We start from the raw sequence: 17326 nt of genomic DNA, 5'->3' as shown, positions 1-17326 counted from the left end.
CGGCTGGGAGGCGGTGATCCTGTTGCCCGGTGACGGACGTCCTCGTGTTCTCGTGTTCGACGTCAACGAAACGCTCACCGACCTGTCCCCGCTCGCGGCGCTGATGGCGCAGGCCGGGCTGCCGGAGCACGGGCTCCCGGCCTGGTTCGCCGGTGTGCTGCGGGACGGGATCGCGCTGAGCCTGGCCGGGGGCCACGCGTCCTTCGGGGACGTGGCCCGCGACGGACTGCGGACGCTGGCGGCCTCGGCGCAGGGCGTGGCCGACCCCGAGGCGGCGGCGGACCACGTCCTGGCCGCGCTGCCCCGGCTGCCCCTCCACCCGGACGTCCCCGACGGTGTCCGGGCCCTGCGCGCCGCCGGGTACCGGCTGGTCACCCTGACCAACGGCTCCGCCGGCACCACCCGCGCGGTCCTCGGCCGGGAGGGACTGACCGACTGCTTCGAGACGCACCTCGACGTCGAGGCGGCGGGCCGCTGGAAGCCCGCCCGGGAGGCGTACGCCCACGCCGTGGACGCCGTGGGCGTACCGGCCGACGAGGTGGTGCTGGTGTCGGTGCACCCCTGGGACATCGACGGCGCGGCCCGGGCCGGCCTCGCCACAGCCTGGCTGCGGCGCGCCCCCCGGCCCTACCCGGCCACCCTGCTCCCCGCGGCCATCGAGGCCACCGGCGTACGCGACCTGGCCGAACGGCTCGGGGCCCAAGGACAGCTGATCGCCGGGGAGGGCATCGGCTAGGGCCTTTCCTTCGGATCAGGCCGGATCAGGGCGCGGTGCCAGGGCCCGCGAGGCCGGCGTGATCCGGACGACAGGCCCTGGGGCCCGGCCGCGTGCGCCGGGACCCCGCGCGGTGCGTCACCGGCGGCGGGCGGTACCGTCACCCCTCCCGCGCCCGGAGCCGCTCCCGCTGCGGGACGACGGTGTACCGGGGATCCTCCGCGGAGGCCACCCCGGCGTGGAAGACGCCGAAACGCAGCGCCGCCGAACCGGCGAGGAGGGCCACGCCCGCCGCCGCGGCCGGACGCCGGTCCCACACCCGGGCCGAGAGCAGGGCCAGGGCAGCCCCGCCCGCCGTCAGGGCCTCCGCCGCGCGCAGCAGCCGATGCGGCCCACCCTGCTCGAAAGGCTCCGCGGCCAGCCCCATCCGCCGCTTCATCACCCGGAAGGAGCCCAGCTCCAGCACGGCTCCCAGCGCCGCCATCCGCCGTGCCGGTCCGGCCTGGGCGGTGGGCACCGCGAGGAGGGCGAGGCCGGCGGCCGACGTGGCGGCGGAACCCGCGAACACGAACGGCAGCTGCCGGTAGCCCTCGTGCCAGGACGGCACCGCCGTGTCCGAGAGCAGCACCGCGGTGTACGTCGCCACGGCCGGCCCGAGAACGGCGGCGCCCGCCGTCGCGGCCGAGCCCACCAGCCGGTACCGGCCCGCCACGTCGGTCGCCGCGGCCGCCAGCGTCAGCGGCGCGTAGCCGCTCAGGATCCAGGAGCCGACGCTCATCGGCGAGGTGGGCTTGAACACCCGGAGCATGTTCAGGAACCGGGCCGGGCGCCCCAGGTCGTGCACCAGTGCCGCCAGCGACAGCGTGATGGCGCCGGCCGCGCCCAGCTTGGCCGTCCTGCCGAGTGCCGGCAGCCCCGTGGCCCCGGCCCCCGCCGCCAGCAGCGAGGAGGCTCCGGCCAGCCCGCCCAGGTACAGGTACCCGGCGATGTCCAGCGGCTTCCAGGTCGGCTTGTTCAGGACGGGCTTGCCGTAGTACGACGAGAACTCGGCCTCCGGCACCATCGGCTGCTCGCCCCGCCCGCGCCGGCGCCGGCGACGCCCCGCGCGCACCCGGCCGGGCCGGGCGTGCTGCACACCGTCCCGGGTCACGTCGGACTCGCTCATCGCGGCCTCCGCACGAAGCTGCCGGCGGCGAGCGCGACCAGCGAGACGGCGGCCAGCGCCGCGTGCCGCCACATGCCGGGCAGGTCCCGGGTGGTGACCACCGGGTCCGGTGGCAGGCCGTACACCTCCGGCTCGTCCAGCAGCAGGAAGAACGCGCCGTCGCCGCCGACCCCGTCGTCCGGGCTCTCGCCGTACAGGCGCGCGTCGCTCACGCCGGCCGCGTGCAGCTGCGCCACCCGGACCTGCGCGCGCTCCCGCAGCTCGTCCAGCGGACCGAACTGGATCGAGTCCGTCGGACAGGACTTCGCGCACGCCGGTTCCATGCCGACGCCGAGCCGGTCGTAGCACAGCGTGCACTTCCACACCCGGCCGTCGTCCTTGCGCTGGTCGATCACGCCGTACGGGCAGGCGGGCACGCAGTAGCCGCAGCCGTTGCAGATGTCCTCCTGGACGACGACCGTGCCGAACTCGGTGCGGAACAGCGAGCCCGTCGGGCACACGTCCAGGCAGGCGGCGTGCGTGCAGTGCTTGCACACGTCCGACGCCATCAGCCAGCGCAACTCCGTGCGTCCGTCGGGGGACAGGGGCGAGATCTCCCCGGCGGGCGCGCCCTCGGGGGCCCGGTCCGGCGGGGGAGCGGTGGCGCCCGGCCCCGGGGAGGCGGCGCCGGTGCCGAGCCGGGACGCGGCGGCGAAGACGTCCAGGTCGTCGTGTGCGACCCCGGGTTCCTGGCCGGCGAGCGGCTTGCGCTGCTCGATGAAGGCCACGTGCCGCCAGGTGTCGGCGCCGAGGCCCTGGGTGTTGTCGTAGGACATGCCGGTCAGCAGGAGTCCGTCCTCCGGGACGGCGTTCCACTCCTTGCACGCGACCTCGCAGGCCTTGCAGCCGATGCACACCGAGGTGTCGGTGAAGAAGCCCATCCGCGGCGGCGCGTCCGGATACCCGGCCGCCCCGGCCACGTCCGGCTCCGGCCCGTACAGGAGGTTCCGGTGGCCTTCAGCGCCGTCGCTCATGCGGTGCCTCCTCGTTCGTGACGCGCCTTCCCGCCCCGGTACCGCAAGGAGGCCCACCGCATCCTCGCGGGACAGCGGGCGAAGCGGGCGTGTGCGCCTCCTCGTGGCCGCCGCCCGCCGTGCGCCGCACCCCGGGGTCGTCCCACCCTCCAGGATCCGCCGCCGGCCGGCAGCCCGCAGCCCCAGGCGGGCCCGTTGGACGGCGGCCGCGCTCCGGGTGCTCTGTCCAGAGCCTGGCACGGGTGCCCCCGCTCCGCGCGCCCGAACCCGGCCGGCGCCCGAAACGGCCCGGCCGGACCGGGCGACGGCCGTGGTCACCGCGCGGAAATCCGGTCGGACCGGCACCCGGAACCCCCTCGCGAAACTGCATCGGGTACCCGGGCGAGAGTGCCTCACACCTGCTGTCGCAAGAGAAATTCGCGGCCGTCGGAGGTTGGCCGGTTCCTTTGTCCCCACCCGCGAAGGTGGGTTAGCCTGCGGCGTATTTTTCTCATCATGCAAATCCGTGAACTGCGGAAATGCACACGCCAACGGTCGGGCGGCAGGACGCTCCCCGGCCGCGGTTCCGAGTCCTCGGGGTGAGGACTCTTGGGGAGCGGATCGAGGGTGCGCATGGCCGGCAAGGCGACCGGGACGACCGAAACGGTCCCGGGTGACCACGAACTCAGAAGACTGCTCGCGGGGCTGACCGCGGTGCGCGACGGGGACTTCGGCACCCGGCTGCCCGACGACGCCAGCGGGCTGATGGGCGACATCGCCACCGTCTTCAACGGCATGGTCGACCAGTTGTCCGTGTTCACCTCCGAAGTCACCCGGGTGGCCCGCGAGGTCGGCACCGAGGGCACTCTCGGCGGACAGGCGCAGGTACCGGGCGTCTCCGGCACCTGGGCCGACCTGACGGACTCCGTCAACGCGATGGCGGGCAACCTGACCACCCAGGTCCGCGACATCGCGCAGGTCGCCACCGCCGTGGCCAAGGGCGACCTGTCCCAGAAGATCGACGTGCCCGCGCGGGGCGAGATCCTCCAGCTGAAGGAAACCGTCAACACGATGGTGGACCAGCTGTCGGCGTTCGCCGACGAGGTCACCCGCGTGGCCCGGGAGGTCGGCACCGAGGGCCGGCTCGGCGGGCAGGCCCAGGTGCCGGGGGTCGCCGGGGTCTGGCGGGACCTGACGGACTCGGTGAACTTCATGGCCGGGAACCTGACGGCCCAGGTGCGCAACGTGGCCCAGGTCACGACCGCGGTGGCGCAGGGCGACCTGTCGCAGAAGATCACGGTGGACGCGCGCGGGGAGATCCTGGAGCTGAAGAGCACCATCAACACGATGGTGGACCAGCTGTCGGCGTTCGCCGACGAGGTGACCCGGGTGGCCCGGGAGGTGGGGACCGAGGGCCGGCTCGGCGGGCAGGCGGACGTCAAGGGTGTCAAGGGCACCTGGCGGGACCTGACGGACTCGGTGAACTTCATGGCCGGGAACCTGACGGCCCAGGTGCGCAACGTGGCCCAGGTGGCCACCGCGGTGGCGCAGGGCGACCTGTCGCAGAAGATCACGGTGGACGCGCGCGGGGAGATCCTGGAGCTGAAGAACACCATCAACACGATGGTGGACCAGCTGTCGGCGTTCGCCGACGAGGTGACCCGGGTGGCCCGCGAGGTGGGGACCGAGGGCCGGCTCGGCGGGCAGGCGCAGGTGCGGGGGGTCGCCGGCACCTGGAAGGACCTCACCGACAACGTCAACGTGATGGCCTCCAACCTCACCGGCCAGGTCCGCTCCATCGCCCAGGTCGCCACCGCCGTGGCCAAGGGTGACCTGTCGCAGAAGATCACCGTCGAGGCCAAGGGCGAGGTCGCCGCCCTCGCCGACGTCATCAACACCATGGTCGACACGCTCTCCGCGTTCGCCGACGAGGTCACCCGCGTCGCCCGCGAGGTGGGGACCGAGGGCCGGCTCGGCGGGCAGGCGCACGTGCCCCACGTGGCCGGCACCTGGAAGGACCTCACCGACAACGTCAACTCCATGGCCAACAACCTCACCGGTCAGGTGCGCAACATCGCGCTCGTGACCACGGCCGTGGCCAAGGGCGACCTGTCGAAGAAGATCGACGTCGACGCCCGCGGGGAGATCCTGGAGCTGAAGACCACCATCAACACGATGGTGGACCAGCTCTCCGCGTTCGCGGACGAGGTCACCCGCGTGGCGCGCGAGGTGGGTACGGAGGGCCGGCTCGGCGGGCAGGCGGAGGTCGAGGGGGTCTCCGGCACCTGGAAGCGGCTCACCGAGAACGTCAACGAACTCGCCGGCAACCTGACCCGGCAGGTCCGCGCCATCGCCGACGTGGCCAGCGCGGTCGCCGAGGGCGACCTGACCCGGTCGATCACCGTCGACGCCTCCGGTGAGGTCGCCGACCTCAAGGACAACATCAACTCGATGGTGGAGTCGCTGCGCGAGACCACCCGGGCCAACCAGGAACAGGACTGGCTCAAGACCAACCTCGCCCGGATCTCCGGCCTCATGCAGGGCCACCGCGACCTGCCCGTCGTCGCCGAGCTCATCATGGACGAGCTGGTGCCGCAGGTGTCCGCCCAGTACGGCGCCTTCTACCTCGCCGAGGACGGCGCGTCCGGGCCCGAGCTGCGGCTCGTCGGCTCCTACGGCCGGCCCGAGGAGGACACCCGGCCCGTCCGCATCCCGTTCGGCCGCTCCCTGGTCGGCCAGGCCGCCCGCAGCCGCCGCACCATCGCCGTGGACGAGCTGCCGGCCGGGTACGTCACCATCTCCTCCGGGCTCGGACACATCGAGCCCACCGCGCTGCTGCTGCTGCCCATCGTCTTCGAGGAGCAGGTCCTCGGCGTGATCGAGCTGGCCTCCGTCAGCCCCTTCACCACCGTCCAGCGGGACTTCCTCCAGCAGCTGGTGGACACCATCGGGGTGAACGTCAACACCATCGTCGCCAACGCCCGTACCGACGAGCTGCTCCAGGAGTCGCAGCGGCTGACCAGCGAACTGCAGTCCCGCTCGGCCGAGTTGCAGGCCCGCCAGGAGGAACTCCAGAGCTCCAACGCCGAACTGGAGGAGAAGGCCTCGCTGCTGGCCGAGCAGAACCGGGACATCGAGGCGAAGAACCTCCAGATCGAGCAGGCCCGGCAGGAACTGGAGGCACGCGCCCAGCAGCTGTCGCTCGCCTCCAAGTACAAGTCCGAGTTCCTCGCCAACATGAGCCACGAGCTGCGCACCCCGCTCAACAGCCTGCTCATCCTCGCCCAGCTGCTGGCCCAGAACCCCTCCCGCAACCTCACCCCCAAGCAGGTCGAGTACGCGGGCATCATCCACTCGGCCGGCTCCGACCTGCTCCAGCTCATCAACGACATCCTGGACCTGTCCAAGGTCGAGGCCGGCAAGATGGACGTGACGCCGGAACGCGTCCCGCTGCGGCAGCTGATCGACTACGTCGAGGCCACCTTCCGGCCGATGACCTCGCAGAAGAGCCTGGAGTTCGCCGTCACCACGGCCGCCGGCGCCCCCGCCGACCTGCTCACCGACGACTCCCGGCTCCGGCAGATCCTGCGCAACCTGCTCTCCAACGCGGTGAAGTTCACCGAGCAGGGCGGGGTCGAGCTGCGCGTCGAACCCGCGGCCGACGGCGAGGTGCCCGACAGCGTGGTGCGGGGCAGCGCGATCGTCGCCTTCCGGGTCAAGGACACCGGCATCGGCATCCCCGAGCAGCAGCTGGAGACCATCTTCGGCGCCTTCCAGCAGGCCGACGGCACCATGAGCCGCAAGTACGGCGGCACCGGGCTCGGCCTGTCCATCACCCGGGAGATGGCGCACCTGCTCGGCGGTGCCGTCACCGTCGACAGCACCCCCGGCAAGGGCAGTACCTTCACCCTCTTCCTGCCGGTGGCCCGGCCGGACTTCGGCGACCACCCGCGGGGCGCCCTCCCCGGCCCGTCGGCCGACGAGGAACGCACCGACGGCACGCCCGCACCGGCCCTCCCCGAGGGACGGTCGCCGGCCGGCGCCGGGCGGCAGCGCGCGCGCCGCCTGCTCGTCGTGGAGGAGCGCCCGCGCGGGCTGCTGACCCTGGTCGCCGAGAGCGTGGTCAAGGACCTGGAACACGGCCGCGCCGACGGCGTCGGCACGCCCGTCGACATCATCACCGCGGTCGGCGCCCAGGAGGCGGCCGGCGCCCTCGCCGCCGAGCCCTGCCACTGCGTGGTCGTGGAACTCGGCGAGCCCGACGGGGAGTCGGCCCGCTTCCTGGACGCCCTGCGCGGCGACTCGGCGCTGGCCGGGGTCCCGGTCCTGGTGCACGTCTCGCACCGCACCGAGCCCCTCGCCGAGGACGTCGCGGGCGGTTCGCCGGAGCACCTCTACAGCCTGGACGAGCTGCGCGAGCGGATCGCGCTGCACCTGGCCGCCGAGGAACCCGGCGAGGTGCTCACCCTGGTCCGCGCGGACGAACCCCAGCTCGCCGCGCCCCAGCCGGTCGACGAGCACACCCGGGGCCGTACCGTCCTCGTCGTCGACGACGACGCCCGCAACCTGTTCGCGCTCAGCGGCATCCTCGAACTGCACGGCTTCCGCGTCCTGCACGCCGAGAACGGGCGCAAGGGCATCGACACACTGGTGAACAACCCGGACGTCGAACTCGTCCTGATGGATGTGATGATGCCCGAGATGGACGGCTACACGGCCACCGCCGAGATCCGCAAGCTGCCGCAGTACGCCGACCTGCCGATCATCGCCGTGACCGCCAAGGCCATGCAGGGCGACCGGGAGAAGAGCCTCGCCTCCGGGGCCAGTGACTACGTCACCAAGCCGGTCGACACCCACGCCCTGATCGCCTGTGTCCGGCGCTGGCTCCCCGCATGAGCCCGGCACAGCGCGCCCGCCCCTTTGCAGGCCGAGGAGTACCGACCCGGTGACCACCCATGAACCGGGCACGCCGGTCGGCGTGCCCGCCCGACGTCCCGCCGCCGACGCGGCGTCGTCCGACGTGCCCGCCCGACGCCCCACGGCCGACGCGGCGTCGTCCGACGCTCCCGCCACCTCCTCGGTGGGCCGGCTCGCCGCCACCGTGGAACGGCTGCGCAGCGAGGTCCGGGCGGCGCAGGCCGAGGCGGAGGGCCGGGCGCTCGTCGAACTGGCCAAGGGCATCCTGGTCGAACGCCTCGGCTGCGGCCCCGCCCAGGCCGCCCGCCAGCTCGCCGAACTGACCGAACAGGCGCAGATGACCCCGCTGGAGTTCGCGGTCGAGGTCATCAACCAGGCGGCCCGGGACCGCGTCGCGGAAGTCACCCAGGCGTTCCTGTCCGCCGCGGCGGACCCGACCGGGACCGTCACGGAGTCCGCCGCCGTACGCCTGCGCGCCGCCGAGAGCGGTGTGCTGGCCGCGGCGCAGGACACCCAGGCCATGGCCGACTCGCTCCTGGAACACGCCCTGCGCCCGCTGGGCGCGGTCGCCGTGGCCATCTGGGCGGCCGCCCCGGACGGCTCGCTGTCCCTCGCGGGCAGCGCCGGTTTCCCGCCGGGCGAGGCGGCCCGCTGGCGCTACGTGCCGCCCGACGTCGCCACGGTGGCCCGGCGCGGACTGACCGAACCCGACGGCCAGTGGCTGCCCTCGCTCGCCGAGTCCGGGCTGCCCACGCTCGGCCGCCGCGAGTACGCCGACGGCGCGCGGATCGCCCTACCCGCCGGGACGGGCGGCCGGATCCACGGTGTGCTGGAGATCGCCTGGCCCAAGCCGGAGGCTCCGCTGCCACGCCCGGTCCTCCGGCAGGTGGAGGCTCTCGCCGAGCTGTGCGCGCACACCCTGGAGACCTTCGTGCCGCCGTCCGGCACGGCACCGGAGCCCGGGCTGCTGCCCGACGTGGTCGAGCTGATGGACCTCGCGGACGGACTGCACGACCCGGCCCTGGTGCTCGTGCCGCACCTCGACGACACCGGACAGCTGGTCGACTTCCGCATCCAGCACGTCAACAGCCGCTTCCTGGATCCGGCGGGCCGGCCGCGGGCCGTCGTGGGCGGCGCCCTGCTGCTGGAGGCCTACCCGATGGCCGCCGGCGACAGCGAGCTGTTCCAGCGTGTGGAGCGGGTCTACGCCACCGGCGAGCCGTTCCGCGCCCGCCGGATGCGGCTGACCGCCCTGGTCGACCAGGTGCCGCTGTCCGCCGTCGCCGACATCAGCATCAGCCGGCACGGCTCCAGCGTGCTGCTGATCTGGCGCATCGAGGACGAGACGGCACGCCTGGCCAGCCTGCTCCAGCACGCCCAGCGGCTCGGCCGGATCGGCGGCTTCGAGGAGAACCTGCTCACCGGCGAGATCACCTGGAACGGCCAGCTGTTCAGCCTGTACGGCCGCCCGCCCACCAGCCCCCCGGTGGCCCTGCAGGACCTGCCGGCCCATGCCCACCCCGACGACTCCGTCACCCTGCGGCGCTTCCTGCGCACCCTGCTGCACCACCGCCGGCCCGCCTCGGCCGCCTTCCGGCTGCTGCGCCCGGACGGGGTGACCCGGCACACCCGGGTGGTCGCCGAACCCGTCCTCGACACCGACGGGCAGCTCTTCGGGGTGCGCGGCGCCTACCAGGACATCTCCGCCCAGCACTGGACCGAGGTCGCCCTCGCCGCCACCCGCGACCAGCTCGCCCACACCGAGCAGCAGGCGGTGGAACGCAACCGGCTCGCGCTCCAGCTCCAGCACGCCATCATGCCCCCGGCCCAGGCCCCGCTGCGGGTCCCGGACCTCCAGGTGGCGGTGCGTTACCGGCCCGCCGAGACGGAGCACCTGGTCGGCGGCGACTGGTACGACGCCGTGGTGCTGCCCTCCGGACTGGTCCTGCTGTGCGTCGGCGACGTCGCCGGGCACGGGATAGAGGCGGCGACCAGCATGGTCGTCCTGCGCAACGCGCTGCGCGGCCTCGCGGTGACCGGCGCCGGCCCGGCACAGCTGCTGTCCTGGCTGAACATCGTCGCCCACCATCTGACGGGCGCCGTCACCGCGACCGCGGTGTGCGGCCTGTACGACGGCGAGCGGCGCACCCTGCGCTGGGCGCGGGCGGGCCATCTGCCGCCGGTCCTGGTGCGGGAGGCGGACGCGACCGCGCTGCCCCCGGTCAAGGGGCTGCTGCTGGGCGCCGTGCCGGAGGCGCGCTACGAGGAGACGGAGCTGCAGCTGGCCGCGGGGGACACCCTGCTGATGTACACCGACGGCCTGATCGAGCGCCGGGACCGTTCGGTGGAGGAGTCCCTGTCCCATCTGCTGGACACGGCGCGGGCGGCGCCCAACACGCTGGACCAGCAGCTGGACCGGCTGCTCACCTACAGCAGGTCGGACACCGACGACGACACGTGCATCGTCGGCATCCGGGTGGTCTGAGCCGCCTGGCCCGACCGGGTCAGGCGGCCGCCGCGGGGGCGAGCGGCACGATCGCGCTGACCCGCTTGCCGCGGGACAGCCAGGTCACCTCCAGGCCGCGCGAGAGCATCGCCACGAGGTGCAGGCCGTGGCCGCCGACCCGCCGGGGGTCCGGCGGGCGGCGCTGTGGCGGCTCCGGGGAGGTGTCCGTGACGGTGATGCGCAGCGCGGTTGCGTCGGGCAGCAGCTCCAGGCGCAGGGCGCACGGGCCGGGCGCGTGCTTGGCCGCGTTGGTGACCAGTTCGCTCACGACGAGCTGGGCATCCTGCACCGGCCGTCGCCCGGGCAGCGGCCGAGCGCGGTCCAGCAGGGCGGCGACGGCGTCTCTGGCCTCGGAGATGGCCGAGACGCCGGCGGCCCAGGTGCGGCTGTACCGCAGGGACGCGGGGCGGTCCTGCGTCGTCGCGTGGGTCCTGAGCGGGATGTCCATACCTGGTTGCCCTTTTCCTCTGGGGTGAGGGGCCCTTCCTGTGCACAGGGGGTCGTACCGTCCCTGCTCGGCTACCCGCTGGCCCGCGGGTCAAGGGGAGGTTCGCGAGGAATCCTCCGGATGCGCACGAACGCCTGCTGAAGGGCGGTCGGCGGTGGCCGTGGGGCGGCGGTGCCCGGAGCCCCGGACACACAGCGGAACGGGCCCGGAAATCAGCTTCCGCTGGATTTCCGGGCCCGTTCCGCAGCCGAATCGGCGCAACGCCTCAGTGCGTGCGGACGTTTCAGTGCTTGAAGACGTCCTTGGCCTTCTCCTTGGCCTGCCGGGCGTCTCCGGCCGCGCCCTCCATACGGCCCTCGGCCTCCAGGCGCTCGTTCCCGACGGCGCGGCCCGCGGCTTCCTTGAGCTTGCCCTTGGCCTGCTCGGCCTTGCCCTTGGCCTTCTTGCTGCCAGCCATTGCGTGTCACATCCCCACGTCGAAGCGGTCTGTGGTCGACATCCGGATTGCCGCTCCGCCGTGGTCCAAACCCGGAATCCGGATTCGGTGCCCGGCGGACATCCTGAGGGCTGTCCGCGGAATTCCAGGGAACCCGCCGTCGCGGAGGTGCATGAACATGGTTCCTTTGCTGTTGGTTCTCCTGCTGGCCCTGATTCTTTTCGGCGCGGGCTTCGCCCTGAAGGCGCTGTGGTGGATCGCGGTCATCGTGCTCGTGCTGTGGCTCGTGGGCTTCTTCGTCCGCCCGGCAGGCACCGGAGGCCGGCGCGGCCGCTGGTACCGCTGGTAGGCGCGGCACCCGGTCAGGCGGAACGGGCCCCGGCTCCGGCCGGGGCCCGCCGCTGTGCGCGGGTGTCCGTCAGCGGCGGCGGCGCCGTCGCACGAGGTGCCGTGCGGTGAACGCCGCGACGGCGAGGCCGACGGTGAGCAGGACGTACGGCTGGTAGCGGCCGATCCCGTCGTAGACCGCGGTGATGTGGCTGCCCGCCAGGTAGGCCAGGGTGGTCCACAGGCCGACCCACAGGGCGGCGCCGAGGGCGTTGTAGGCGAGGAAGCGGCGCCAGCGCATCCCGGTCGTGCCCGCGATGATGCCGTTGGCCTGGCGCAGGCCCTCGACGAACCGGGCCACCGTGACGATCTTGCCGCCGTGCCGGGCGAAGAACTGCTCGGCGGCCTCGAACCGCTTCGGGGTCAGGAAGACGTACCGGCCCCAGCGGTGTACGAAGGCGCGTCCGCCGGCCCGGCCGATCAGGTAGCCGACGTTGTCCCCGGCGACGGCCGCGACGAAGGCGATGAAGGCCACGGCCACGACGTTCAGCCGGCCGGCCCCGGCGTACACCCCCGCGGCGAGGAGGATGGTCTCGCCGGGTGCGGGGACGCCGAAGTCCTCCACGAAGATCACGGCCCCCACGGCCCAGTAGCCGTAGTGGCCGAGCAGCGGCGCCAGGTGCGCCAGCGGTCCCGGAAGGGGTGGGGACATGCCCCCACGGTACGTCGGCGGCGGTCAGCGGCGGGTGGCGGGGGTCTGGTCGGGTGCGACGTCGTCCGGTCCGGGCTCGGTCTCCGGTGCCGTACGGCGGTCCCGGCCGCCGGTCAGCCGCCGGACGAGCGGCTCGGTGTACCGGGCGGTCAGCGGGCCGAGCACGACCAGGAGCAGCACGTAGGCGGTGGCCAGCGGGCCGAGGTCGGAGTCGATCCCGGAGGTGACGGCGAGCCCCGCGATGACGATGGAGAACTCGCCGCGGGCGACCAGGGTGCCGCCGGCCCGCCACCGGCCGCGGGCCGAGATGCCCGCGCGGCGGGCCGCCCAGTAGCCGGTGGCGATCTTCGTGAGGGTGGTGACGACGGCCAGGGCGAGCGCGGGCAGCAGCACCGGCGGGATGCTGGCGGGATCGGTGTGCAGGCCGAAGAAGACGAAGAACACCGCCGCGAACAGGTCGCGCAGCGGGGCGAGGAGGTGGTGGGCGCCCTCGGCGACCTCCCCGGACAGGGCGATGCCCACCAGGAACGCGCCGACCGCGGCCGAGACCTGGAGCTGCTGGGCGACACCGGCCACCACCAGCGTCAGCCCGAGCACCACCAGCAGCAGCTTCTCGGGGTCGTCGGTGGAGACGAACCGGGAGATGTGCCGGCCGTAGCGCACCGCCGCCAGCAGCACCAGGCCCGCCACCCCGAGCGCGATGGCCAGTGTGACGCTGCCGGCGGCGAAGCCGGTCCCGGCCAGCAGGGCCGTGACCACGGGCAGGTAGACGGCCATGGACAGGTCCTCCAGCACCAGGATGCTGAGGATGACCGGCGTCTCCCGGTTGCCGATCCGGCCCAGGTCGCCGAGGACCTTGGCGATGACGCCGGAGGAGGAGATCCAGGTGATGCCGGCCAGTACGACGGCTGCGATCGGCCCCCAGCCCAGCAGCAGGGCCATGGCGGCGCCGGGCAGGGCGTTGAGGGTGGCGTCCACGAGGCCGGCCGGGTACTGGGTCTTCAGGTTGGAGACCAGGTCGCCGGCCGTGTACTCGAGGCCCAGCATGAGCAGCAGCAGGACCACGCCGATCTCGGCGCCGACGGCCACGAACTCCTCGCTGGTGCCGAGCGGCAGCAGCCCGCCCTCGCCGAAGGCCAGTCCGGCCAGCAGGTAGAGCGGGATGGGGGAGAAGCGCAGGCGGGCGGCGAGCCGGCCCAGCAGGCCGAGGGCCAGGATGATCGCGCCGAACTCGATCAGGAAGACCGCGGAGGAGTGCATCCGGATCACTCCCGGCCGAGTATCGCGGCGGCGGCGTCGACACCCTCGCGGGTGCCGATGACGATCAGCGTGTCCCCGCCGGCCAGCCGGAAGCCGGGGCCGGGGGAGGGGATCGCCTCGGCGCGGCGCAGCACGGCCACGATGGACACGCCGGTCTCGGTGCGCATCCGGGTGTCGCCGAGCAGCCGTCCGTTCCAGTGCGAGGCCGCGGACAGCTCGATCCGCTCGGCCACCAGGCCCAGCTCCGTCGTGGACAGCAGGGTGGGGCTGTGGTGGGTCGGCTTCAGGGCGTCCACCAGCGCTTCCGCCTCCGGCCCGGTGAGGTGGACCGACAGCGCGCAGGCGTCCGGATCGTCGCGCCGGTAGGCGCTGAACGTGCGTGAGCCGTCCCGGTGGGCCACCACCGACAGGTGGCGCTGTTCGCGGGTCGTCAGGTCGTACCGGACACCGATGCCCGGCAACGGTGTCCTGCTGGTGCGTGCGGCGCTCATGGCTGCCCCCCTGCCCGGGCTTGACCGTTTCTTGGCGAAACCTTTATCCGAACCCTACCCCGCCGGATGATCGTCCGAGGGTGGGGCCGGGGTGGGCAGGGGGTGCGGTGCTATGAGCCGGAGGCGGCCGGACCCTCGCCGTCGGCGGAGTCGGGCTGGCAGGCGTGGCACAGCTCGTGATCCCCGTCGCGGGTGACGACGGTGCCCCAGCCGAGGCACTGCTCGCAGTCGCGGGCGAGGCCCAGGTCGGGGTGGGGAGGCAGCAGGGGGCTGCGGTGGGCTCCGTACGTCATGCGGTGAGCGGCTCCTTGGGAGTGCGCAGGTGTCGCGGGGGGAGGATGACAACGGTGTCCGAACGACTTCCATTATGTCCTACTTTTTCCCTGCGTCTGTGACCTGGGTCACATTCCCGCGCCTTTCTCCGCGTTTTTCCCTGCGTCTCTCGCCGCGGCTAGTCGAGCTTCCCCAGCCGGGCGTCCCGCCAGAGGTCCACGCCGCCCTCGGTCGCGTACCGGTCGATCTCGGCCAGCTCCTCGTCGGTGAAGTCCGGGTTCTCCAGTGCGGCGACGTTCTGTTCCAGCTGCTCGACCCGGGAGGCGCCGATGACGAGCGAGGTCACCCGCCGGTCGCGCAGCGCCCAGGCCAGCGCCAGCTGGGCCAGGGTCTGTCCGCGCCGGGCCGCGATGCCGTTCAGGGCGCGCAGCCGGTCCCGCAGGTCGTCCGTCAGCCAGGAGGCGTCCAGGGAGGTTCCCCGCGCGGCCCGCGAGTCCTGCGGGACGCCGTCCAGATAGCGCCCGGTGAGCAGCCCCTGGGCGAGCGCGGTGAAGCCGATGATCCCGAAGCCCTCCTCCTGGGCCGCGTCCAGCAGGCCGTCGGTCTCGATCCAGCGGTTGAGCATGCTGTACGACGGCTGGTGGATCAGCAGCGGGGTGCCGAGCTCGCGCAGGATCGCGGCGGCCTGCCGGGTGCGCTCGGCGTCGTAGGAGGAGATGCCGACGTACAGGGCCTTGCCCTGGCGGACGGCGGTGTCCAGCGCGCCCATGGTCTCCTCCAGCGGCGTGCTCGCGTCCAGCCGGTGGGAGTAGAAGATGTCGACGTAGTCCAGGCCGGTCCGGGCGAGCGACTGGTCCAGCGAGGCCAGCAGGTACTTCCGGGAGCCGCCGCCCTGCCCGTAGGGGCCGGGCCACATGTCCCAGCCGGCCTTGGTGGAGATCACCAGCTCGTCCCGGTACGGCGCCAGGTCCTGCTTCAGCAGCCGTCCGAAGTTCAGCTCCGCCGCGCCGTACGGCGGGCCGTAGTTGTTGGCCAGGTCGTGGTGGGTGATCCCGAGGTCGAAGGCGCGCAGCGCGATCTCGCGCTGCGTCTCGAAGGGGCGGTCGTCGCCGAAGTTGTGCCAGTAGCCCAGGGACAGGACCGGCAGGTCCAGTCCGGAACGGCCGGTGCGCCGGTAGCGCATGGTGCCGTCGTAGCGAGCGGGGTCGGCGGCGTACGTCATCGGGTGTTCTCCGGGTGGTGCCGTAGGGGGTGCCCTGCGGGTGCGCACGGGCCCGTCCACCCTGCTCCCCGCCGCCCCGCAAGTCCAACCGCCGTCCCGGATGGGATTGAGCAGTTCCGTTTCTCAATCGGCCCCCGGGGCAGGCGGTGATCAGCAGGCGGTGATCAACGGAGCGAGAGAAGGAGGCGCTCGTGAGCGTGCCGAGCCCCGGAGGAGAAGAGCGGGCCGGAGGGCGGGCGCAGCAGCCGGCCAGGAGCAGGCCACGGGCGCCCAAGAGGGTGGCAGGGCTGCCGCGGCAGGTCCGGGAGGAGCTGACCCGCAGGCTCCGCCGCAACCGGCGGGCCTTCCGCGCGGACGACGTCCAGGTCGTCGAGCCTCCGCTGCTGCGGCGCGCCGTCGGCGCCTCCGCGCTCGGCAACTGCATGGAGTGGTTCGACTTCGGCGTCTACAGCTACCTCGCCGCCACCATCGGCAAGGTGTTCTTCCCCGGCGCCTCGCCGGCCGCCCAGGTCATCTCCTCGTTCGCGACCTTCGCCGCCGCCTTCGTCGTACGGCCCCTCGGCGGCCTGGTGTTCGGGCCGCTCGGCGACCGGATCGGCCGGCAGAAGGTGCTCGCCACCACCATGATCATGATGGCGCTGGGCACCTTCGCCATCGGTGTCATCCCCGGCTACGCCACCATCGGCATCGCCGCCCCGGTGCTGCTCCTGCTGGCCCGCATGGTCCAGGGCTTCTCCACCGGCGGCGAGTACGGCGGGGCGACCACCTTCGTCGCCGAGTACTCCCCGGACCGCCGGCGCGGCTTCCTCTCCAGCTGGCTCGACTTCGGCACCTTCGTCGGCTACGCCCTCGGTTCCGCGCTGGTCACCGCGCTGAACCTGGCCCTGACGGACGACCAGATGCTCTCCTGGGGCTGGCGTGTGCCGTTCCTGATCGCCGGACCGCTGGGCGTGATCGGCCTGTACATGCGGATGAAGCTGGAGGAGTCCCCGGCCTTCCAGCAGCAGCTGGACGACCACGAGAAGGCGCTGGCGCAGGAGTCGGCGGGCAGCGAGTTCAAGGACATCGTCCGCAACCACTGGCCGGCCCTGCTCGTCTGCATGGGCCTGGTGCTGCTCTACAACGTCACCAACTACATGGTCACCGGCTATCTGCCGACCTATCAGACCGAGACCCTGCACCGCTCCAGCGGCTCCGCGGACCTGCTGGTGCTCGTCGGCATGCTGTGGATCGTCGTCCTGATCACCTTCCTCGGCCGGCTGAGCGACCGCGTGGGCCGGCGGCCGCTCTACGCCGTCGCCGCCGTGGCGATGATCGTGCTCGCCGTCCCCGCCTTCCTGCTGATCAAGGCGGACGGTACCTGGCCGCCGATCCTCGGGGTGCTGCTCCTGGCCACCCTGCTGGCCTGCTTCGCCGCGCCCAGCGCGGCCACCCTGCCCGCCCTCTTCCCGACCGCCGTGCGCTACGCGGCCATGGGCATCGGCTTCAACGTCGCCGTCGCCGCGTTCGGGGGCACCACCCCGCTGGTCACCGCCGCGCTCGTCGAGGCCACAGGCGACGACCTCATGCCCGCGTACTACCTGATGCTGGCCGGTGCCATCGGCCTGCTCACCGTGCGGTTCCTGCCCGAGAGCGCCCAGGTCCCGCTCAAGGGCTCGCAGCCGATGGTCGGTTCGCGGGAGGAGATGCGCGAGCTGATCTCCACGTCCAAGGAGCTGTACGCCTTCACGGAGGAACGCGAGCGGGTGCGGCGCGGCTGAGCCGGGCCGCACCGGGGCTTGTTCGATCGTACGAACTTCTCGCCTGCCGGGTTACCGGTCCGTCCCGCATTTGATAGGAAACTTTCCTACCAGTATCTGGCA

Annotated in this window: 14 protein-coding genes; 5 read left to right on the top strand and 9 right to left on the bottom strand. The window is 73.0% G+C overall.

Annotation, left to right across the window (positions count from 1 at the left end; all coding sequences use genetic code 11):
- Positions 1 to 52 precede the first annotated feature (52 nt).
- Positions 53 to 736, top strand: a complete 684-nt coding sequence (locus ABZ923_RS17960; RefSeq protein ID WP_361472203.1) for a haloacid dehalogenase type II — start codon at positions 53 to 55, stop codon at positions 734 to 736.
- Positions 737 to 875: 139 nt separating this feature from the next.
- Here the strand turns inward: ABZ923_RS17960 and nrfD are convergent, their stop codons facing one another.
- Both nrfD and ABZ923_RS17950 read right to left on the bottom strand, forming a co-directional pair.
- Entirely contained in the window at positions 876 to 1880 is a 1005-nt protein-coding gene (nrfD, locus tag ABZ923_RS17955; RefSeq protein WP_361472200.1) for an NrfD/PsrC family molybdoenzyme membrane anchor subunit, read from the bottom strand.
- Positions 1877 to 2893, bottom strand: coding sequence for a 4Fe-4S dicluster domain-containing protein (locus ABZ923_RS17950; RefSeq protein WP_361472198.1), 1017 nt, complete (start codon positions 2891 to 2893; stop codon positions 1877 to 1879). The genes nrfD and ABZ923_RS17950 overlap by 4 nt, the downstream gene beginning before the upstream one ends.
- Before the next feature lie 612 nt (positions 2894 to 3505).
- On the opposite strand from ABZ923_RS17950, the gene ABZ923_RS17945 reads away from it, so the two are divergent.
- Positions 3506 to 7768, top strand: coding sequence for a HAMP domain-containing protein (locus ABZ923_RS17945; protein ID WP_361472195.1), 4263 nt, complete (start codon positions 3506 to 3508; stop codon positions 7766 to 7768).
- A 124-nt stretch (positions 7769 to 7892) separates the two neighbouring features.
- On the top strand, positions 7893 to 10274 hold the full coding sequence (locus tag ABZ923_RS17940) for a SpoIIE family protein phosphatase (RefSeq protein ID WP_361472240.1): 2382 nt from the start codon (positions 7893 to 7895) through the stop codon (positions 10272 to 10274).
- Between the two features lie 19 nt (positions 10275 to 10293).
- Here the strand turns inward: ABZ923_RS17940 and ABZ923_RS17935 are convergent, their stop codons facing one another.
- Positions 10294 to 10743, bottom strand: a complete 450-nt coding sequence (locus tag ABZ923_RS17935) for an ATP-binding protein (RefSeq protein ID WP_361472192.1) — start codon at positions 10741 to 10743, stop codon at positions 10294 to 10296.
- Positions 10744 to 11026: 283 nt separating this feature from the next.
- The gene (locus tag ABZ923_RS17930; RefSeq protein ID WP_361472189.1) at positions 11027 to 11200 is read right to left on the bottom strand and encodes a CsbD family protein; all 174 of its coding nucleotides are present in this window, start codon (positions 11198 to 11200) and stop codon (positions 11027 to 11029) included.
- A gap of 157 nt (positions 11201 to 11357) precedes the next feature.
- Between ABZ923_RS17930 and ABZ923_RS17925 the strand changes: the two genes are divergently transcribed.
- Positions 11358 to 11528 carry a hydrophobic protein gene (locus ABZ923_RS17925; RefSeq protein ID WP_361472186.1) on the top strand — a complete coding sequence of 57 codons (171 nt, stop codon included), beginning with the start codon at positions 11358 to 11360 and terminating at the stop codon, positions 11526 to 11528.
- 69 nt (positions 11529 to 11597) lie between these two features.
- On the opposite strand, the gene ABZ923_RS17920 is transcribed toward ABZ923_RS17925, so the two are convergent.
- From ABZ923_RS17920 to mgrA, 5 genes are all read right to left on the bottom strand, one after another.
- Positions 11598 to 12218, bottom strand: coding sequence for a DedA family protein (locus ABZ923_RS17920; RefSeq protein ID WP_361472183.1), 621 nt, complete (start codon positions 12216 to 12218; stop codon positions 11598 to 11600).
- Positions 12219 to 12242: 24 nt separating this feature from the next.
- Positions 12243 to 13478 carry a cation:proton antiporter gene (locus tag ABZ923_RS17915; RefSeq protein ID WP_361472180.1) on the bottom strand — a complete coding sequence of 412 codons (1236 nt, stop codon included), beginning with the start codon at positions 13476 to 13478 and terminating at the stop codon, positions 12243 to 12245.
- 5 nt (positions 13479 to 13483) lie between these two features.
- Entirely contained in the window at positions 13484 to 13969 is a 486-nt protein-coding gene (locus tag ABZ923_RS17910) for a TrkA C-terminal domain-containing protein (protein ID WP_361472177.1), read from the bottom strand.
- Between the two features lie 110 nt (positions 13970 to 14079).
- Positions 14080 to 14262 (bottom strand): hypothetical protein, encoded by a 183-nt coding sequence (locus tag ABZ923_RS17905; RefSeq protein WP_361472174.1) that lies wholly within the window; start codon positions 14260 to 14262, stop codon positions 14080 to 14082.
- A gap of 158 nt (positions 14263 to 14420) precedes the next feature.
- On the bottom strand, positions 14421 to 15464 hold the full coding sequence (gene mgrA / locus ABZ923_RS17900; RefSeq protein ID WP_361472171.1) for an L-glyceraldehyde 3-phosphate reductase: 1044 nt from the start codon (positions 15462 to 15464) through the stop codon (positions 14421 to 14423).
- Positions 15465 to 15742: 278 nt separating this feature from the next.
- Between mgrA and proP the strand changes: the two genes are divergently transcribed.
- Positions 15743 to 17224, top strand: a complete 1482-nt coding sequence (gene proP / locus ABZ923_RS17895) for a glycine betaine/L-proline transporter ProP (protein ID WP_361472237.1) — start codon at positions 15743 to 15745, stop codon at positions 17222 to 17224.
- The last annotated feature ends 102 nt before the right edge of the window (positions 17225 to 17326 follow it).

The sequence above is a fragment of the Streptomyces sp. NPDC046881 genome, from assembly GCF_040645015.1.
In the GTDB taxonomy this organism is placed as follows: domain Bacteria; phylum Actinomycetota; class Actinomycetes; order Streptomycetales; family Streptomycetaceae; genus Streptomyces.
The sequence above is the reverse complement of the archived record's forward strand: the minus strand, read 5'-3'. Positions and strand labels throughout refer to the sequence as shown.